General features: G+C 71.6%; 20 protein-coding genes. 12 read left to right on the top strand and 8 right to left on the bottom strand.

Annotated features, from left to right (window positions below; translation table 11 throughout):
• Positions 1-2 precede the first annotated feature (2 nt).
• Positions 3-956 carry a 5'-3' exonuclease gene (locus tag AXK61_RS00530; protein ID WP_068743256.1) on the bottom strand — a complete coding sequence of 318 codons (954 nt, stop codon included), beginning with the start codon at positions 954-956 and terminating at the stop codon, positions 3-5.
• Between the two features lie 17 nt (positions 957-973).
• Here AXK61_RS00530 and AXK61_RS00525 point away from each other — a divergent pair, with 17 nt between their 5' ends.
• Positions 974-2,089 carry a M24 family metallopeptidase gene (locus AXK61_RS00525; protein ID WP_068743254.1) on the top strand — a complete coding sequence of 372 codons (1,116 nt, stop codon included), beginning with the start codon at positions 974-976 and terminating at the stop codon, positions 2,087-2,089.
• Positions 2,090-2,108: 19 nt separating this feature from the next.
• Positions 2,109-3,560: a sugar porter family MFS transporter gene (locus tag AXK61_RS00520; RefSeq protein WP_068743252.1), complete on the top strand. Its 1,452-nt coding sequence runs from the start codon at positions 2,109-2,111 to the stop codon at positions 3,558-3,560.
• Here the strand turns inward: AXK61_RS00520 and AXK61_RS00515 are convergent.
• On the bottom strand, positions 3,557-3,946 hold the full coding sequence (locus tag AXK61_RS00515) for a PPOX class F420-dependent oxidoreductase (RefSeq protein WP_068743250.1): 390 nt from the start codon (positions 3,944-3,946) through the stop codon (positions 3,557-3,559). The genes AXK61_RS00520 and AXK61_RS00515 overlap by 4 nt on opposite strands.
• 22 nt (positions 3,947-3,968) lie before the next feature.
• Here AXK61_RS00515 and AXK61_RS00510 point away from each other — a divergent pair, with 22 nt between their 5' ends.
• The 6 genes from AXK61_RS00510 to AXK61_RS00485 all read left to right on the top strand — a co-directional run bounded on the left by AXK61_RS00510 (position 3,969) and on the right by AXK61_RS00485 (position 8,093).
• Positions 3,969-4,742, top strand: a complete 774-nt coding sequence (locus AXK61_RS00510) for an SDR family NAD(P)-dependent oxidoreductase (protein WP_068743248.1) — start codon at positions 3,969-3,971, stop codon at positions 4,740-4,742.
• A complete protein-coding gene (locus AXK61_RS00505; RefSeq protein WP_068743246.1) occupies positions 4,739-5,884 on the top strand; it encodes a bifunctional cobalt-precorrin-7 (C(5))-methyltransferase/cobalt-precorrin-6B (C(15))-methyltransferase in 1,146 nt (381 codons plus the stop codon). The genes AXK61_RS00510 and AXK61_RS00505 overlap by 4 nt, the downstream gene beginning before the upstream one ends.
• A complete protein-coding gene (gene cobM, locus AXK61_RS00500) occupies positions 5,881-6,639 on the top strand; it encodes a precorrin-4 C(11)-methyltransferase (protein WP_068569637.1) in 759 nt (252 codons plus the stop codon). Before AXK61_RS00505 ends, cobM begins: the two co-directional genes overlap by 4 nt.
• Positions 6,636-7,373, top strand: coding sequence for a cobalt-precorrin-6A reductase (locus AXK61_RS00495; protein ID WP_068569639.1), 738 nt, complete (start codon positions 6,636-6,638; stop codon positions 7,371-7,373). The genes cobM and AXK61_RS00495 overlap by 4 nt, the downstream gene beginning before the upstream one ends.
• Before the next feature lie 118 nt (positions 7,374-7,491).
• A complete protein-coding gene (locus tag AXK61_RS00490; protein WP_068569640.1) occupies positions 7,492-7,821 on the top strand; it encodes a nuclear transport factor 2 family protein in 330 nt (109 codons plus the stop codon).
• Positions 7,822-7,826: 5 nt separating this feature from the next.
• Positions 7,827-8,093 (top strand): hypothetical protein, encoded by a 267-nt coding sequence (locus tag AXK61_RS00485; protein WP_068569643.1) that lies wholly within the window; start codon positions 7,827-7,829, stop codon positions 8,091-8,093.
• Here AXK61_RS00485 and AXK61_RS00480 read toward each other — a convergent pair.
• Positions 8,074-8,427: a MerR family transcriptional regulator gene (locus tag AXK61_RS00480; RefSeq protein ID WP_197466710.1), complete on the bottom strand. Its 354-nt coding sequence runs from the start codon at positions 8,425-8,427 to the stop codon at positions 8,074-8,076. The two genes, AXK61_RS00485 and AXK61_RS00480, sit on opposite strands and share 20 nt — an antisense overlap.
• Positions 8,428-8,454: 27 nt before the next feature.
• On the opposite strand from AXK61_RS00480, the gene AXK61_RS00475 reads away from it, so the two are divergent.
• Both AXK61_RS00475 and AXK61_RS00470 read left to right on the top strand, forming a co-directional pair.
• Positions 8,455-9,255: an alpha/beta fold hydrolase gene (locus tag AXK61_RS00475; RefSeq protein ID WP_082777764.1), complete on the top strand. Its 801-nt coding sequence runs from the start codon at positions 8,455-8,457 to the stop codon at positions 9,253-9,255.
• Between the two features lie 19 nt (positions 9,256-9,274).
• Positions 9,275-9,877 carry a cysteine hydrolase family protein gene (locus tag AXK61_RS00470; protein ID WP_068569645.1) on the top strand — a complete coding sequence of 201 codons (603 nt, stop codon included), beginning with the start codon at positions 9,275-9,277 and terminating at the stop codon, positions 9,875-9,877.
• A gap of 20 nt (positions 9,878-9,897) precedes the next feature.
• Here AXK61_RS00470 and AXK61_RS00465 read toward each other — a convergent pair whose 3' ends face one another.
• The 3 genes from AXK61_RS00465 to AXK61_RS00455 are packed head-to-tail and all read right to left on the bottom strand — an operon-like array spanning position 9,898 to position 11,746.
• Positions 9,898-10,329, bottom strand: a complete 432-nt coding sequence (locus tag AXK61_RS00465) for a PPOX class F420-dependent oxidoreductase (protein ID WP_068569647.1) — start codon at positions 10,327-10,329, stop codon at positions 9,898-9,900.
• 43 nt (positions 10,330-10,372) lie between these two features.
• Positions 10,373-10,687 carry a DUF1330 domain-containing protein gene (locus tag AXK61_RS00460; RefSeq protein ID WP_231855336.1) on the bottom strand — a complete coding sequence of 105 codons (315 nt, stop codon included), beginning with the start codon at positions 10,685-10,687 and terminating at the stop codon, positions 10,373-10,375.
• A gap of 33 nt (positions 10,688-10,720) precedes the next feature.
• A complete protein-coding gene (locus AXK61_RS00455; RefSeq protein WP_197466709.1) occupies positions 10,721-11,746 on the bottom strand; it encodes an Lrp/AsnC family transcriptional regulator in 1,026 nt (341 codons plus the stop codon).
• A 95-nt stretch (positions 11,747-11,841) separates the two neighbouring features.
• Between AXK61_RS00455 and AXK61_RS00450 the strand changes: the two genes are divergently transcribed.
• Together AXK61_RS00450 and AXK61_RS00445 are read left to right on the top strand one after the other, a co-directional pair.
• Positions 11,842-13,158, top strand: coding sequence for an MFS transporter (locus AXK61_RS00450; protein WP_068569653.1), 1,317 nt, complete (start codon positions 11,842-11,844; stop codon positions 13,156-13,158).
• The gene (locus AXK61_RS00445) at positions 13,155-14,351 is read left to right on the top strand and encodes a M20 metallopeptidase family protein (RefSeq protein WP_068743244.1); all 1,197 of its coding nucleotides are present in this window, start codon (positions 13,155-13,157) and stop codon (positions 14,349-14,351) included. Before AXK61_RS00450 ends, AXK61_RS00445 begins: the two co-directional genes overlap by 4 nt.
• Before the next feature lie 36 nt (positions 14,352-14,387).
• Here AXK61_RS00445 and AXK61_RS00440 read toward each other — a convergent pair whose 3' ends face one another.
• The gene (locus tag AXK61_RS00440) at positions 14,388-15,866 is read right to left on the bottom strand and encodes a precorrin-2 C(20)-methyltransferase (RefSeq protein WP_068743242.1); all 1,479 of its coding nucleotides are present in this window, start codon (positions 15,864-15,866) and stop codon (positions 14,388-14,390) included.
• Positions 15,863-16,498 (bottom strand): precorrin-8X methylmutase, encoded by a 636-nt coding sequence (locus AXK61_RS00435; RefSeq protein WP_068569658.1) that lies wholly within the window; start codon positions 16,496-16,498, stop codon positions 15,863-15,865. Before AXK61_RS00435 ends, AXK61_RS00440 begins: the two co-directional genes overlap by 4 nt.
• Positions 16,499-16,500: the final 2 nt, after the last annotated feature.

Below are 16,500 nucleotides of genomic sequence, written 5' to 3'. Positions count from 1 at the left end.
TCTCAGTCCGCGAGCGCCGCGAGCAGGCGCTCCACCTGCGCTCCGATCCGCAGCTCCTCGGCCAACTCGGCCAGGCGCTGCGGATCGCGTGCTTTCCGGGGCATCTCGTCCGCTCCCGACAGCGCGACGTCCGCATCGCGCTGTACCCACACGACGTCCCATGCGGCGTCGAGGTAGTCCGCCGAGGCGTTGATCGACGCCGCGGCCCGCGCCGCCAGCGGCGACGGGGTCGACGCCGCGGCCTCGCGGATCGCCGCGAGGGAGCCGTACTGCAGCAGCAGTTTCGAGGCGGTCTTCTCGCCGATGCCGGGCACACCGGGCAGACCGTCGGACGGGTCGCCGCGCAGCAGTGCCAGCTCGGCGTAGGCCTCGCCCGCCCGGTCCAGCGGCACGCCGTACTTCTCCGCGACCTCCGCCTGCCCGAACATCTCGGCCTTCGCGATACCCCGCCCGATGTAGAGGCACTTCACGCCGGGGGCGGCATCGTCGGCCACCTGCAGCAGGTCCCGGTCCCCGGAGACCACGATCACCGGGTCGGCCTTCTCCCGCGCGGCGAGAGTTCCGAGCACGTCGTCCGCCTCGAGGCCGACGGCGCCGCCGGTCGCGATCCCGACCGCCTCGAGCACCTCGAGGATCATGTCGACCTGCGGCGACAGGGTGTCGGGCACCTCTTCTGCGCTGCCGTCCCCGTCCTCGGCGACGCGGTGGGTCTTGTACGTGGGCAGCAGCTCCACCCGGAAGGCGGGCCGCCAGTCGAGGTCCAGGCACGCGACGAGCCGCCCGGGGCGGTGCGTGGCGATCAGCTGCGAGGTCATGTCGAGGAAGCCGCGCAGGGCGTTCACGGACCGCCCGTCGGCGGCCTTCACCTTGTCCGGGATGGCGTAGTAGGCCCGGAACCACAGCCCGGCGGAGTCGAGCAGCATGAGAGGGCGCGCGTCGTTCGTCACGGGAAGCATGGTGTCACAATCGGGGGATGACCCACTTCCCTTCCCAGGTGTACGCGACCCGTCTCCTCAAGGCCCAGCAGCTCGCGACGGCGGCGGGGACCCCGCTCGTCATCACTCCGGGCCCCGACCTGGCGTACCTGACCGGCATCGTCAGCGAGTCCTTCGAGCGCCTGACCGCGCTCGTCGTCACGGATTCGGGCTTCGGCCTGGTGGTTCCGCGGCTCGAGCTCGCCATTCTCAAGGACTCCGCGGTACCGGGCCTCGGCGCGGCGGGCGTCGAGCTCGCCGTCCTCGACTGGGTCGACGGCGACGACGCCTACGCCCTCGTCCTGGATCTCCTGGCCGGCGCGTCGACGGTGGCCGTCGCGGACGCCCTGCCCGCGCTGCACCTCGTGCCCCTACTGGACCGCGGTCTGAAAGTGCACTTGGCGACGGACGTGCTGCGCCGCCTCCGGATGGTCAAGGACCCCGCGGAACTCGACGAGCTGCGCGCCGCGGGCGCGGCGATCGACCGGGTGCACGCCCGGGTACCCCAGATCCTCCGTGCCGGCCGTACCGAGCGCGAGGTCGCCGACGACATCGCCGCCGCCATCGTCGAAGAGGGGCATACCGAGGCGGCGTTCGTCATCGTCGGATCGGGACCGCACGGCGCCGACCCGCACCACGAGGTCTCCGACCGCGTGATCGAGGCGGGCGATGTCGTGGTGGTCGACATCGGCGGCCCGCTGGCCTCGGGTTACAACTCGGACTGCACCCGCACCTACGCCCTGGGCGAGCCCGCCCCGGAGATCGCCGAGCAGTACGCGCTGCTCGAGCGTGCGCAGCGGGCGTCCGTGGAAGCCGTGCGGCCCGGGGTCACCGCAGAGGCGATCGACGCCGCCGGGCGCGATGTGCTCGCCGCAGCGGGCCTCGGCGAGTTCTTCCTGCACCGCACCGGCCACGGCATCGGGCTGTCGGTCCACGAGGAGCCGTACATCGTTGCGGGGAACGACCTTCCGGTCCAAGCCGGGATGGCGTTCTCGATCGAGCCGGGAATCTACTTCAGTGGCCGGTGGGGAGCGCGGATCGAGGATATCGTGATCGTCACCGAGGAGGGCTGCGAGCCGGTCAACACCCGTTCCCACGGCCTGACGATCCTCTAGGAGCTCACCGGGAGGTTCCATGACGCACGGCGGCGGTACCACGTCCGACGGCCCTTCGATCTTCGAGGAGGGCGAAGGCAACAGCAGCCGGGTCGTCCAGATCGCGATCGTGGCCGCGATGGGCGGACTGCTCTTCGGCTACGACAGCGCAGTCATCAACGGCGCGACGAAGGCGATCGAGCAGCGGTTCGAGATACACGGCTACGCTCTCGGTTTCGCGGTCGCTTCCGCGTTGCTGGGCGCCGCCGCGGGCGCCATGACGGCCGGCCGCATTGCGGACCGGATCGGGCGCCTACGTGTCATGCAGATCGCCGCGGTGCTGTTCTTCATCAGCGCCCTGGGCTGCGCTTTCGCCACGCACACCTGGATGCTGATCCTGTTCCGCGTGGTCGGCGGTATCGGCGTCGGCGTGGCGTCGGTGATCGCCCCGGCGTACATCGCCGAGGTCTCACCGGCCCGGATCCGCGGGCGGCTCGGGTCGCTGCAGCAGATGGCGATCGTCGTCGGCATCTTCCTGTCGCTGCTCGTGGACTGGCTGCTGGCCTCGCTCACGGGCGGCGCGTCCGAGGACCTGTGGCTGGGCATGGAGGCCTGGCGCTGGATGTTCCTGGTGATGGCGATCCCGGCAGTCGTCTACGGCGTCGCGTCCACGATGATCCCCGAGTCGCCCCGCTACCTGGTCTCCCGGCACCGGATCCCGGAGGCCCGCACCGTGCTCACGATGCTGCTGGGCGAGAAGAATCTCGACATCACGGTCACCCGCATCGAGGAGAGCCTCGCCGGCGAGGAGAAGCACTCCTGGCGGGATCTCGTGAAGCCGGGCGGCGGCATCTATCCGATCGTGTGGGTCGGCCTCCTGCTGTCGATCTTCCAGCAGGCCGTGGGCATCAACGTGATCTTCTACTACTCGAACATGCTCTGGCAGGCGGTGGGTTTCGAGGAGTCCCAGTCCAATCAGATCAGCGTCTTCACCTCGATCGTCAACGTGATCGTGACCATCGTCGCGATCATGCTGGTCGACCGGATCGGCCGGCGACCGCTGCTGCTCATCGGCTCGATCGGCATGGCGGTCTCGCTGGCGACCATGGCGCTCTGCTTCAGCACCGCGGTCATCGGGGCCGACGGTAAGCCCTCACTCGCGGGCGCGGTCGGCGTGATCGCCCTCATCGCCGCGAACCTGTTCGTCATCTTCTTCGGCGTCAGCTGGGGCCCGGTGGTCTGGGTGCTGCTCGGCGAGATGTTCCCCAACCGCATCCGCGGCGCGGCGCTCTCGCTGGCTGCTGCGGCGCAGTGGGCCGCGAACTGGGCCATCACCGTCACCTTCCCGAAGATGGAGGGCAACCTGTCCCTCGCCTACGGGCTGTACGCGCTGTTCGCACTGCTGTCGCTGATCTTCGTCTATCGGTTCGTCCCCGAGACCAAGGGACGCTCGCTGGAGGACATGGACGGCGGCCTGCCGGCGCGGCGCTAACCGCGGAAGCCGCTCGACCCCAACACCCGCGCGACCTCGATCTCGATGACGACGCGCTTCGGCTTCTCCCGCGGCGGCTTGTAGCGCACGGCGTAGCGGGCTTCGGCGTCGCGGACCGACTCCGCGTCGGCCAGCACCCGCGCCGGGCCCTCGAGGGTGAGCCACCGCGCACCGTCGACCTGCGTGAGCGCGCCGTACCCGCCCCGGGCCGCGTTGCGGGCCTTCTGGCTGTCGCCCGAGGTGATCACGCGCGCCACGCCGGAGGCGGGGTCGTAGGTGAAGGCGATGGCGACGCTGTGCGGCGTGCCGTCGGCGCGCAGGGTGGCGAGCGAGGCGAGGTGCCGCTCGGTGACGAAGGCGAGGGCGTCGGCGTTCAGTTCGGGCACCGCCCCACCGTAGTCTGGTCCGGTGACTGCGGACAGGATTCCCGACGGTGCGGTGCTCCTCCTGGGCGGTAGGAGCGAGGTCGCGCGGCGCCTCGCCCCCGGGCGGGACGTGATCCTGGCCGCGCGCCGCCCCGAATACCTGGACGAGCAGATCGCCCTGCTGCGCGAGGCGGGCGCGACCGGCGTCTTCCCGATCGCCTTCGACGCGGACCGCACCGACGAGCACGCCGCGTTCCTCGCCGAGGTGGCCGATCGGTTCGGCCGGATCGGTGTGGCAGTGGTCGCGTTCGGGATCCTGGGCGATCAGACGCGTGCTGAGGAGGACCCGCAGCACGCGGTGCAGATCGCGCAGACCGACTACGTGGCGCAGGTATCGATCCTGCTGGGGCTGGCGAAGCTGCTGCGCGCGCAGGATCCCCGAGACGGCGAGCGGGGCGCGATCATCGCCTTCTCGTCGGTGGCCGGCGTGCGGGTGCGCAAGGCCAACTTCGTCTACGGCAGCACCAAGGCCGGCCTCGACGGCTTCGTCCAGGGCTTCACGGACGCGCTCCACGGCTCCGGCGTCCGGGTGCTGCTGGCGCGGCCGGGGTTCATCGTCGGGGCGATGACGCGCGACCTCATGGCGTCCGGCGTGCAGCAGGCGCCGTTCAGCCGTACGGCCCCGCAGGTCGCGGAGGCGACAGTGCACGCGCTACGTCGGCGCCGTCGGGCAGTGTGGATTCCGGGCGTGCTGCGCCCGCTCTACGCGGGGCTACGGTTCGTCCCGCAGGCCCTCTGGCGCCGGATGCCCCGATGACGGTGACGGTGGTCGGCATCGGCGCGGATGGCTGGGCCGGGCTCACCGACGGTGCGCGTCGGGAGCTGCAGAGTGCCACGACGATCCACGGGGCGCAGCGACACCTCGAGTACCTGCCCGGCGAGGTCACCGCCGACCGGCGCCCGTGGCCGTCACCGCTGTTGCCCGCCCTCGACGACCTGTCCGACGGGGTGCACGTGCTCGCGAGCGGCGACCCGATGTTCTACGGGGTCGGCGCGACGCTGTCGCGGCGTCGGCCGGACCTCGAACTGCGGGTGCTGCCGCACCTGTCGTCCTTCGCACTGGCGTGCGCCCGGCTGGGGTGGCCGGCCGAGGAGGTGGTCGTGGTGTCCGCGGTCGCGCGGGACCCCGCCCCGGTCGTGCGGGCCGTCCGCGCGGGCCGCCGCGTGATCGTGCTGAGCGAATCCGGGTCCACCCCCGCGCAGCTGGCCGACCTGCTGGACGACGCCGGCCCGAGCCCGACGATGACCGTCCTCGAGCAGCTGGGCGGGCCGCGGGAGAAGGTGCGCACCTACCGGCGGTCGCTGCGGGTGGACGACCTCAACGTGATTGCGATCGACCCGGTCGCCCCGGGTGTCTCCGACGGGGAGTTCGAGTTCGAGCACGACGGCCAGATCACCAAGCCGGACATCCGCGCGCTGACGGTGGCGGCGCTGCGGCCGTCGAGCGGATGGATCTGGGACTTCGGTGCCGGTTCCGGCTCCGTCGGCATCTCGTGGGCGCTGGCCGGCGGCGGCTCCGTCGCTGCGGTCGAACGCCGGACCGACCGCGCGGAACGGGTGGCGCGCAACGCCGCCCGCGCGGGCGTCCCCCTCGAACTCGTCGTCGGCGACACAGCCGAGCTGACCGCGGAGATGCCGGTGCCCGACGCGATCTTCATCGGCGGCGGCCTCACCGAGAACCTCGCCGCGGCGTGCGTCGGCGTATTGCCGCCGGGCGGGCGACTGGTGGCGAACACGGTCACCGTCGAGGGGCAGTCGCTCGTGGCACTGCTGCGCAACCGGTTCGGCGGTGAGCTGCGCAGTTACGCCGTGTCGGATCTCGCGGCGCTCGGCGCCGGGACGGCGTGGCAGCCACGCCGCCCGATCGTGCAGTGGGCCTACGTCAAGGAGTCGTCGTGACCGTCTACTTCATCGGTGCGGGACCGGGCGCACCCGACCTGCTGACGTTACGTGGCGCGGATCTGCTGGCCCGGTGCACGGTGTGCCTGTACGCGGGATCCCTCGTGCCGCAGGAGATGCTGGACCGCTGCCCGCCGGGCGCGCGGCTCGTCGATACGGCGCGGATGCCCTTGCCGGACATCGTCGGCGAGCTGGTCGCCGCGCACGCCGCCGGCCTGGACGTGGCGCGGCTGCACTCCGGCGACATCTCGCTGTACTCGGCGTTCACCGAGCAGGCGGGCCGGCTCGACGCGGCGGGAGTTCCCTACGAGATCGTGCCGGGTGTCCCCGCGTTCGCCGCCGCGGCGGCGTCGCTGCGCCGCGAGCTGACGGTGCCCGGCGTGGGACAGTCCTTGCTGGTCACGCGCGTGTCCACACTCTCGACGGACATGCCGCCGGGGGAGGACCTCACCTCCCTCGCCCGCACGGGCGTCACGCTCGCGCTGCATCTCGCCGCCCACCGCGCGCAGGCGATCGCCGACGAGTTGACCCCGCATTACGGCGCCGACTGCCCGGTCGCGGTGGTGGCCTTCGCCAGCCGCCCGGACGAGCGGGTGGTCCGGTGCACCCTGGCGGACCTGCCGCGGCGGCTCGCGGAGGAGGGCATCACCAAGACCGCGGTGATCTTCGTCGGAAAAGTGCTGGCGCCGGCGGAGTTCGAGGAGAGTTACCTCTACTCGGCGCGCCGCCTGCGCGTTCCCGGGGCGAGCCATTGACCCGGGTGCTGGTGCTCGGCGGCACGGCCGAGGCCCGGGAACTGGCCCGCCTGTTGCACGAGGACGACCGTTTCGAGGTCCTCAGCTCGCTCGCCGGCCGGGTCGCGAATCCGCGCTTGCCGGTGGGGGAGACGCGGATCGGGGGGTTCGGCGGACCGTCGGGCCTGGCGGAGCTTCTCGAGGACTTCGACGTGCTCGTGGACGCGACGCACCCCTTCGCCGCGACGATCTCCCGCAACGCGGCGGAGGCCGCCCAGCGGGCCGGGGTGCCGCTTCTCGCCCTGGTCCGACCGCCGTGGTCGCGCGCGCCCGGCGACCGCTGGACCGTCGTCCCGACGGTGCCCGCCGCAGCAGCCGAACTCGCCGAGCGGGCGCCCGCCCGGGTGTTGCTGACGACCGGGCGGCAGGACGTCGGCGAGTTCGCGGCGCTCGGCGACCACTGGTTCCTCGTCCGCGTGGTCGACGCCCCGTCGGGCCCGCTGCCGCGCCGGCACGTGCTGCTCCGCGACCGAGGACCCTACACTCCGGAGTCCGAACGGACCCTACTGCGCGAGAACGCTATCGACGTCCTGGTCACCAAGAACAGCGGCGGCGACCTGGTGTCCGCGAAGCTCGCCGCGGCCCGCGAACTCGGGCTGGAGGTAATCGTCGTGGATCGGCCCTCCCGCCCGGACGGCGTCCCGACCGTGCCGACCGCCGCCGAGGTGTACGCACGGCTCGTCGCCGGGCTCTGATCCACAACAGGAGCTTGTGGATCGCCCCGGAATTCGAGCGGCACGCGCGGACCGTGGCCCCTACGATGGTTGATGTGGGACTGCAACGTCCCGCCCGACGACGAACCAGGAGACGCGCATGACGAGCATCGAGATCCCCAGCCCGGTAGCCGAATTCATCGACGTCGTGAACGCCGGTGACGAGACCGCGTTCCTCGACGCCTTCACGGCGGACGGCTTCATCGACGACTGGGGTCGCGTGTTCGGCGACCGCGCGGCGATGCAGGGGTGGTCGGCGAACGAATTCATCGGCGCGAAGGGCGTTCTCACGCCCCAGAGGGTCACCATCGACGGCGATACCGTGACCGTGATCGGAGACTGGCGCAGCACGCACGCCAACGGCCTCAGCTCGTTCGCGTTCGTCGTCGCGGGAGACAGGCTCGCCTCCATGACCATTCGCGAGGGCTGACCGCCGTGCGGACGATCATCATCGTCGCCGTCGGCATCGTCCTCGCAGTGGCGTTCCTCGCCGTCGGGCGTGCGGTGCGGAGCGTCGGGGCGCAGCGCGCCGCCGCAGCGTTCGTCCTCGTGTGGATCCTCGCCATGATCGCGAACATGATCGTCGGCATGACCCACGGCTACTCCTTCGGCGAGGAGTTCCCGATCCTGCTGGTCAACGTCCTGCCGGGTGCAGTGGTCGCGCTGATCGGCGCCCGGCTGCTCACGCGAGCAGGGCGCTGACGGCCGAGCGCCGCCGTGCGAGTTCGTCCAGGTCGGCGTCCAGGCGGGCCAGAGTGGCACGCATCGTTGCCTCGATGGTGGGGCACAGTTCGACGGTCCGCTCGTGCCGCACGCAGGGGAGGATGACGCCGATCGAGTCCGTGTCGAAGCCGGCGTCGAGGAGGCCGCGGATCCGGCGGACCTGCAGCGGCGCGCCGTCGTCGTAGACGCGATAGCCGGCGGGGGTGCGCCTCGACGTCAGGAGCCCCTTCTCCTCGTAGTACCGGAGCGAGCGTGCGCTCGCACCCGTGACCTCGGACAACTCGCCGATCAGCATCTCGGTCTTGACCTTCACACCGGTGTCAACCCACAGACTGGGGCCATGCATTCCGATGACGCTGCACAGATCCTGTCCGGTTCCCAGTACGAGGTCGTCGACGGTGGTGGAGAGGGCCCCGTCGTGGCGCTCGCCCACGGCGCCGGCGGAGGTGTGCGGGAGAACTTCGCGCCGTTGATCGACGGCATCGGCGAGCGACGGTTCGTCGGACCGTACTGGCCGGGCTCCGGTGACACACCCCGATCCGGCGCCCCGCTCGAACTCGATGCCCTCGCGGACGCCGTGGTCGCCGCCGGGGTGAGCAGCGGTGCCGATCGCTTCCCGGTCGTGGGCCTGTCACTCGGCGCCGCTGTCGCTGTGACAGCCGCCCTGCGCCATCCCGAGCATGTTTCGGGCCTGATACTCACGGTGGGGGTCGCCCGCGCGGACGTGCGCGTGCGGGCCGCGACCGACTCCTTCCGCGCCCTCGCGGCGGCCGGCGCCCCGGAACTGGCGGCGTACGTCCTCCGAGCCTGCTCGACCGACGAGCAACTCCGCGGCCTCTCGCCCGAGGATGCGGAACGGATCATCGCCGACGTCCGTGCCGCGATTCCTCCGGGCGCTCCGGAGCAGATGGAGCTCGCCGGCCGCGTGGACGTGACCGGTCTGCTGTCCGCGATCGCCGTCCCGACTCTGGTCGTCGTCGGTGGCGGCGACAGGCTGATCCCACCGGACATCGAGCGGGAGTTCGGCACCGTCCGGGGCGCACGGGTCATCGAGTACGACGGTGCCGGCCACATCTTCACCCCGCCCGAGGCGACGGTGTGGGCAGCCGATGTCGCGGACTTCCTGCACACCCTGCCGTGAGGGCGTGCATGATCGGCGCATGAGTACGGCAGTCCTGGCCCTGCACTGGCAGGTGAACGTGATCGAGCCCGAGGGCTTCTTCGGCCCCATGCTGGCCGGTCCCGTGGCGGAGTCCGGTGTCGTCGACCGCGCCGCGGCGTTCCACGACCTGGCACTGGCAGCTGGAATTCCGGTGATCTTCACGCGGTTCACGGTTCCGGAGGACGAGGGCGAGCTGGTCCGCAACACCGGCTTCATGCAGGCCGTCGGGGACGCACAGGAGGCCTTTCGCCCCGAGTCCGACGGTGCCCGGATCATCGACATCATGGCGGACCAGCCGACCGCGGTGTACGACAACCAGCGCCTGTCCGGCCTGGCGGGTCCGGCCACGGATTGGCTCGCGGAGCACGGCATCGACACGATCTACATCACCGGCGTCGCGACGAATCTCACCGTCGAGCAGACGGCCCGGCACGGCACCGATCTCGGCCTGATCGTGCACGTCGTCGAGGACTGCGTCGCCGCCGGCGACCCAGCGGTACACGACGCGTCACTGGACAATCTCGACCTGGCCACGGCCGGGCGCGTCACGGCGGCCGAGGCCGTGACGCGATTCGCCCTTGAATTCGAACAGAACGGATAGTCGGACCGAGCGACCGCCTCTCAGCGCAGCTTGGCGCCGTACACGTGGGTGATCGTCAGGATCAGCAGGACTCGACGGTCCGCGACCATGACGGCCCGGTACTCGTCCCAGTCGGGATGCTCGCCCGCGCCGCGACGGTAGTAGTCGACGAGGGAGTCGACCTCCGGGCCGTTCGGGTCGGAGCCCGGGCCGATCAGCTCGGCGGCACCCTCCGCGGTGGCCCAGGTGTAGCCGTCGGCGCTGGTGAATTCGACGGCCGCCCGCGGATCGCGCCGGAGGTTCGCCTCCTTGGCCCGGCCTGCTGTCATCGATACCAGGATCCGGTCGGCGCCCGCGTCGTACACCGTCGTCACGGGCGAGAGCTGGGGCATGCCGTTCGCTCGCAGGGTCGCGAGGACCCCGATGCGGCTGGTGGCGATCAGGGCGCGGGGGTCGAACTCGCTGGAAGCCATGCCCCGTGCAACGCCGCCACCGTCGCGGCTGTTCCTCGGGGCGTCAGGAACCCTCGCAGATCCGGATCTCCCGGACCGCACCGTCGCCCAGGGCGGCAAGGGCCTCCTGGTAGGCGGGGGAGTCGTGGGTGGCGACGGCCTGCTCGAGGCTGTCGAACTCGATCACGGTGGTGCGCTCGATCTTTCCGGCCTCGTACGCGACGGCCGCCTGGCCGCGCACGATGAACCGGCCGCCGCCCGCGATGATGGCGGGGCCGCCGATCGCGGAGTACGCCGCCATCTTCTCGGGGTCCTTGATCTCCTGGTAGAACGCGATCCAGTACGCCTTCGCCATCTCTTCACCCATCGTCGCAGCCATCGCAAGAACGCTTCGACGATAGTCCGCGGGCGATCACGACACCGCGACGGGCACGAGCCCCACCGCTCGCCCGTCGTCGTCGAGGACCCGCCCCATCCGTTTGATGTGCACCAGCGCGACCGCCCGATCCACCGTCTCCAGGTCGGGCACGCGCTCGCTGAGCTGCGCCTCGAGCCGCTGCAGGTCTCCCGCCGAGCGCAGCCAGAGGGAGGCGAACATGTTGGTCGGGCCGCCGGTGATCGCGGCACAGACGCGGACCTCGGGCACGCCGGCCATCCCGGCGAGGACGGCGTCGAGCCGGGCCGGCGGTACGCGGCACCAGATGCTGCCCGATACCGGCCACCCGCTCAGCGGCTGCGCCACCTCGCAGCGCAGGACCACGGCGCCGGACGCCAGGAGGCGGTGGGCGCGCCGCCGGGCGGTGGAGACGGACATGCCGGTCCGCTCCGCGAGGTCCGTGAATCCGGCTCGGCCGTCCCGAAGGAGCTCCGTCACCAGGTCGTGGTCGCGGTGGTCGGCGCGCTCGGGCCGGATCTCGAGGGCGGGACGGTCCGCGGCGAGACGCCGTGCGGTGGCCGCGTCGAGGGCCCGCAGGCGCCAGTCGGCACCGTCGGTCCGGGCGGTCGTGACGATGTGCACCCTGGTCCCGATCACCCCGTCGGTCGCGCCGAGTTCGTCGCGCAGGAGCCTCGACAGCGCCACGAGATCGACGACGAGGACGGTGAGCAACAGGTCCCGGCCGCCCGAGGTGTGCTCGATGGTGAGTACCCGCGGCTTCGGGACCAGCTCCTGCGCCACTGCGTCGGCGGAGCCGGCACGGCAGTTGACCTCGATGAACGCGATGAGGGGCGAGCCGGGGCCGCCCAACCCAGGGTGCGCAGACATCCACGCCCGACCGGAGGCGGTGAGGCCGGCCCACGCGCGCGCGGCGGTGTCGGGATCGATGCCCAGCGCGTCGCCGATCAGAGTCCAGGACGCGCGAGGGTGGATCTGGAGCGCGTTGACGATCTTCCGCTCCAGCTCGGTCAATGCGACGATTCTCCGATCATCGGCCTCCATGACGGCGATAGTCCCACAGATCATCGGCATTGTGAGCGCGGTCACCACTATTGAGCCACCGCCGCACCGGCGGGCAGTAGGAAGGACCAGCGACCGTGACCACTCAACTCGAGAAGGCGGCGGCTCCGCGTCGCGCTCGCTCACGCAAGGAACTGGCGGCATCGACCGTCGGCTCGATCGTCGAGTCCTACGACTGGAACATGTACGCCGTCCTCGCGCCGTTCTTCGCGACCACGGTCTTCGGCGGGGGTGGCGGCAAGCTGCTCGCCGCCTATGCCGGTTTCGCCGTCGGCTTCCTCGCCCGGCCGATCGGCAGCGTCGTCATCGGGCGGTTCAGCGACAAGTACGGTCGCCGCCTCGGCCTGACCCTGAGCATGAGTCTCATCGCCGCCGCGAGCCTCGGCATCGCGCTGCTCCCCTCGGCGTCCATGATCGGCGTCTGGGCCGGCGTGCTGGCGGTGCTGTTGCGCCTGGTCCAGGGCCTCGCGTACGGCGGCGAGACGCCGACCGTCGCGGCGTACGTCACCGAAGCCGCGCCCCGCGACAGCCGCTGGCGATTCAGTGCGATCTCGTACGGCGGCATCGTGATCGGATCACTGTTGTCCTTCGGCACGATCGCGGTGATGTACGCGGTGTTCGGCAAGGACGGGCTCAGCAACGGCGGCTGGCGCTGGGGCTTCATCGCCGCCGCACTCATCGGCCTGCTCGCGATCTGGGTCCGGTCCTTCGCACCGGAGACCGAGTCCTTCGAGAAGATGTCCGCTGAGCACGGCACGAAGCGCCCGCCGATCTCGTCGGTCTTCCGGGAGCATCGCTGGGCCTGCCTCGCCCTGCTCGCGTTCACCATCTCGACGACGGTGCCCTTCTACTTCGCGCTCGTCTACCTGCCCGTGTACGCCGACAACATCGGTGCGGCGCAGAAGGCCTCGGCGTCGAGCTTCATGACGATCGTGCTCGCCGTCGTGCTGGTCGCGATGCTCTCACTCGGCGCTCTCGCCGACCGGATCGGCCCGCTGAAGGTGCTGCGCACCGGCTACATCCTGCAGATCGTGCTGACTCTCCCGCTGATCCTCGCGATGCGCTCGCACGTCCTGCCCTTCTGGGTCACCGCGCTGATTCTCGGTGTCATGGTCGCACCGATGCTCATGGTCACGAACGTGTACGGCGGCCTCCTGTTCCCGACCGCCCTGCGCGCCGTCGGCGGGGGCATCGTCACCGCCGCCGCAGTCGCGATCTTCGGCGGCACCTTCCCCCTGCTGGCCGAATGGCTGCACGAGAACGGCGGCTACGCAGTTCTGCCCTTCTACGTCACCGCAGTCGCAGTGATCGGCCTCGCCGGGACCTTCGCCGCGGTCCGCGCCCGCACCTTCACCGATGCCCTCTCCACCGACTCGAACGGAGCCACCCGATGACCACCCGCGCCGACGCCACCCAGATGCTCGATGAGCTCCAGCGATTCCGCCGCGACCTGCACGCCCACCCGGAACTCGGTCTGCAGCTGCCGCGCACGCAGGAGAAGGTCGCCGACTTCCTCGGCGGGCTGCCCCTGGAGATGACCCCCGGGAAGCAGCTCACCTCCCTGACCGCCGTGCTCCACGGCGGCCGCCCCGGCCCGACGGTGCTCCTCCGCGGCGATATGGACGCCCTCCCGGTCGCTGAGCGCACGGGCCTCGACTTCGCCTCCGCCACCGGCGATATGCACGCCTGCGGCCACGACCTGCACACCACCATGCTGGCCGGCGCGGCCCACCTGCTCAGCGCCCGCCGCGATCAACTGGCCGGTGACGTGGTCTTCATGTTCCAGCCCGGCGAGGAGGGCTACGACGGCGCCCGCCTCATGGTCGAGGAGGGCGTGCTCGAGGCCTCGAGCAGCCGGCCGATCGCCGCGTATGGGCTGCACGTGATGAGCGCGGCGGTGCCCGCCGGGCAGTTCGGCACCCGGGCCGGCGCGATGCTTTCCGCGTCCGACGCGGTGAAGGTGACCGTCCGGGGCCACGGCGGCCACGGCTCGATGCCGCACCACGCCGTCGACCCGGTCCCGATCGCCTGCGAGATGGTGCTCGCGCTGCAGTCGATGATCACCCGCCGCATCGACATCGGCGACCCGGCGGTGCTCACCGTCGGCTCGATCCACGGCGGTACGCAGAACAACGTCATCCCGGAGGACGTGACCTTCGAGGTCACCGTCCGCACCTTCTCCGGGGCGACGCACGAAGCGGTCCGGGACGGCCTGTTCCGGGTGTGTCGCGGCATCGCGGCGGCACACGGCGCCGACGTCGACATCGACTGGCAGGACCTGTATCCCGTGACGATGAACAACGCGGCCGAGGCGGAGTTCGCCGCGACCGCCGTGGCCGAGGCCGTCGGCGAGGAGAACTTCGCCTGGTGGCCGCGCCCGCTCAGCGGCTCGGAGGACTTCTCCCGCGTCCTCGACGAGGTGCCCGGCGCCTTCCTCATGCTGGGCGCGACGCCTGCAGGTGCGGATCCGGAGAAGGCCCCGAACAATCACTCGGCCTACGCCGCCTTCGACGACTCCGTGCTCGGCGACGGCGCCGCGGTCTACGCGGAGCTCGCGCTCCGCAGGCTCGCTGCTGCCTCCGCCTGACGGTCCGCCATCGCCGGCGGACCTGCCGGCCCGGCGTCAGTACCTGCGCGGCGTGTGCACGATCCGGCCGGCGGCGCGGTCGGTGACCTCGGTGCGCGAGGACCCGACGATGAGCAGGCACCGCATGTCGACCTGCTCCGGGTCGAGCTCGCCCAGAGTGGTCACCGTCAGCGTCTCCTCCGGCGAGCCGACGGCGCGGCCGATCACCACGACGGTCTCGGGCGCGCGGACCTCGAGCAGGACCTCCCGCATCCGGACCAGCTGCTCGCGCCGGGTCTTCGAGGCGGGGTTGTACACGGCGAGGGCGAGATCCGCGCTCGCCACGGCGCGCAGCCGTTGCTCGATGACCTCCCAGGGCTTGAGGTAGTCGGACAGCGAGATCGCGGCGTAGTCGTGGCCCAGAGGAGCGCCGACTCGGCTGGCGACGGCGTTCGCCGCCGTCATCCCGGGGAGGACGCGCACGGGCACGTCGTGGAAGTCGGGGTCCGCGGCGACCTCCGCGACGGCGGAGGCCATCGCGAAGACACCGGGGTCGCCGGAGCTCACCACCGCCACCCGGGCGCCGTTCGCGGCCAACGACAATGCGTGCCGGGCCCGCTCCGCCTCGACCCGGTTGTCGGAGGCGTGCACCCGCTGGCCGGGGCCGGGCCGCACCCGGTCCGTGTAGGTCTGATAGCCGACGATGTCCGTGGCCTCGGCCAGCTCGTGCCGGACCTCCGGGGTGGTCCACGCCTCGTCGCCGGGTCCCAGTCCCACGACGACGACCTCGCCGCGCGCGGTCGACGGTGCGCCCGGCGCGTTGATCCGCCCGGGCACGAGCACCGTCGCGAAGTACGGCACGTCGGCGGCGCTCACGTCGCCGAGTGCGAGGACCCGTTCGTCGGCGCGGCTCGCGCGCTCGACGTACCAGGCCGCGTCGGCGCGGCCCGCGGCGTGCAGCGCACCGTCGACCGTGGGGAAGGTCCGGCCCAGCTTCATGATCGCGGCGGCGTCGGTATCGGCGAGCCGGCGACGCAGCTCGGGTTCGGGCAGGGTTCCGGGCAGCACGGTGAGCACCTCGTCGGCCTCCACGAGCGGGACGCCCGTCGCCGCCGCGGCGGCGCTCACCGAGGTCACGCCGGGCACGATGAGACACTCGAACCTGTCCCGGAGCCGCTTGTGCATGTGCATGTACGAGCTGTAGAACATCGGGTCGCCCTCGGCGAGGAGGGCGACCTTCCGTCCGGCGGTGAGGTGCTCGGCGAGCTGCTCGGCGGCCTGGGCGTAGAAGTCCTCCAGCGCGCCGCGGTAGCCGCCGGGGTGATCGGTGGTCTCGGTGGTCACCGGGTACATGAGCCGGATCTCGATCTGCCCCTCACGCAGGTACGGCGCCGCGCAGGCCCGCGCGTTCGAACGGCCGTGCCGCGCACTGTGATAGGCCACCACGTCGGCCTCGGAGATGAGCCGCGCCGCCTTGACGGTGACCAGCTCGGGGTCGCCGGGGCCCACGCCCACGCCGTACAGGATCCCCGTCACAGCTCCTCCTCCCGCGCCAGCGCGTTGAGCGCGGCGGCCGTGATCGCGCTGCCGCCGCGGCGGCCCAGCACGGTGATGTACTCGACGCCGAGATCCTCCGCCTCGGCGACGAGCGCGTCCTTGGATTCGGCGGCGCCGATGAACCCGACCGGGATGCCCACCACCACCGCGGGTTTCGGGGCTCCCGCAGCCAGCAGATCCAGCAGGTGGAACAGGGCCGTCGGGGCGTTACCGATGGCGACCACGGCACCGTCGAGCCGCTCGCCCCACAGCTGGACGGCCGCAGCGCTGCGCGTCGTGCCCAGCTCGGCGGCCAGGTCCGGCACGCGCGGGTCGCGCAGCAGGCAGGTGACCGCGTTGTCGGTGGGAAGACGCGTGCGGGTCACGCCGTGCGCCACCATGTTCGCGTCGGTGAGGATGGGCGCGCCGGAGCGGAGGGCTTCGCGACCGGCCGCGACGGCACCGTCGGAGACGCGGATGTCGCGCGCGAGATCGGTCTGGCCCGCGGCGTGGATCATGCGGACCGCCACCGTCTCCGCGGCGCCGGACAGGCCGGAGAGATCGGATTCCGCGCGGATCGTGGCGAACGATCGCCGATAGATCTCGGCGCCGTCGGTGAGGTAGTCGTGCACCC

The organism is Tsukamurella pseudospumae, assembly GCF_001575205.1.
Classification (GTDB): Bacteria; Actinomycetota; Actinomycetes; order Mycobacteriales; family Mycobacteriaceae; genus Tsukamurella; species Tsukamurella pseudospumae.
This window is presented reverse-complemented; position numbering and strand designations above follow the sequence as displayed.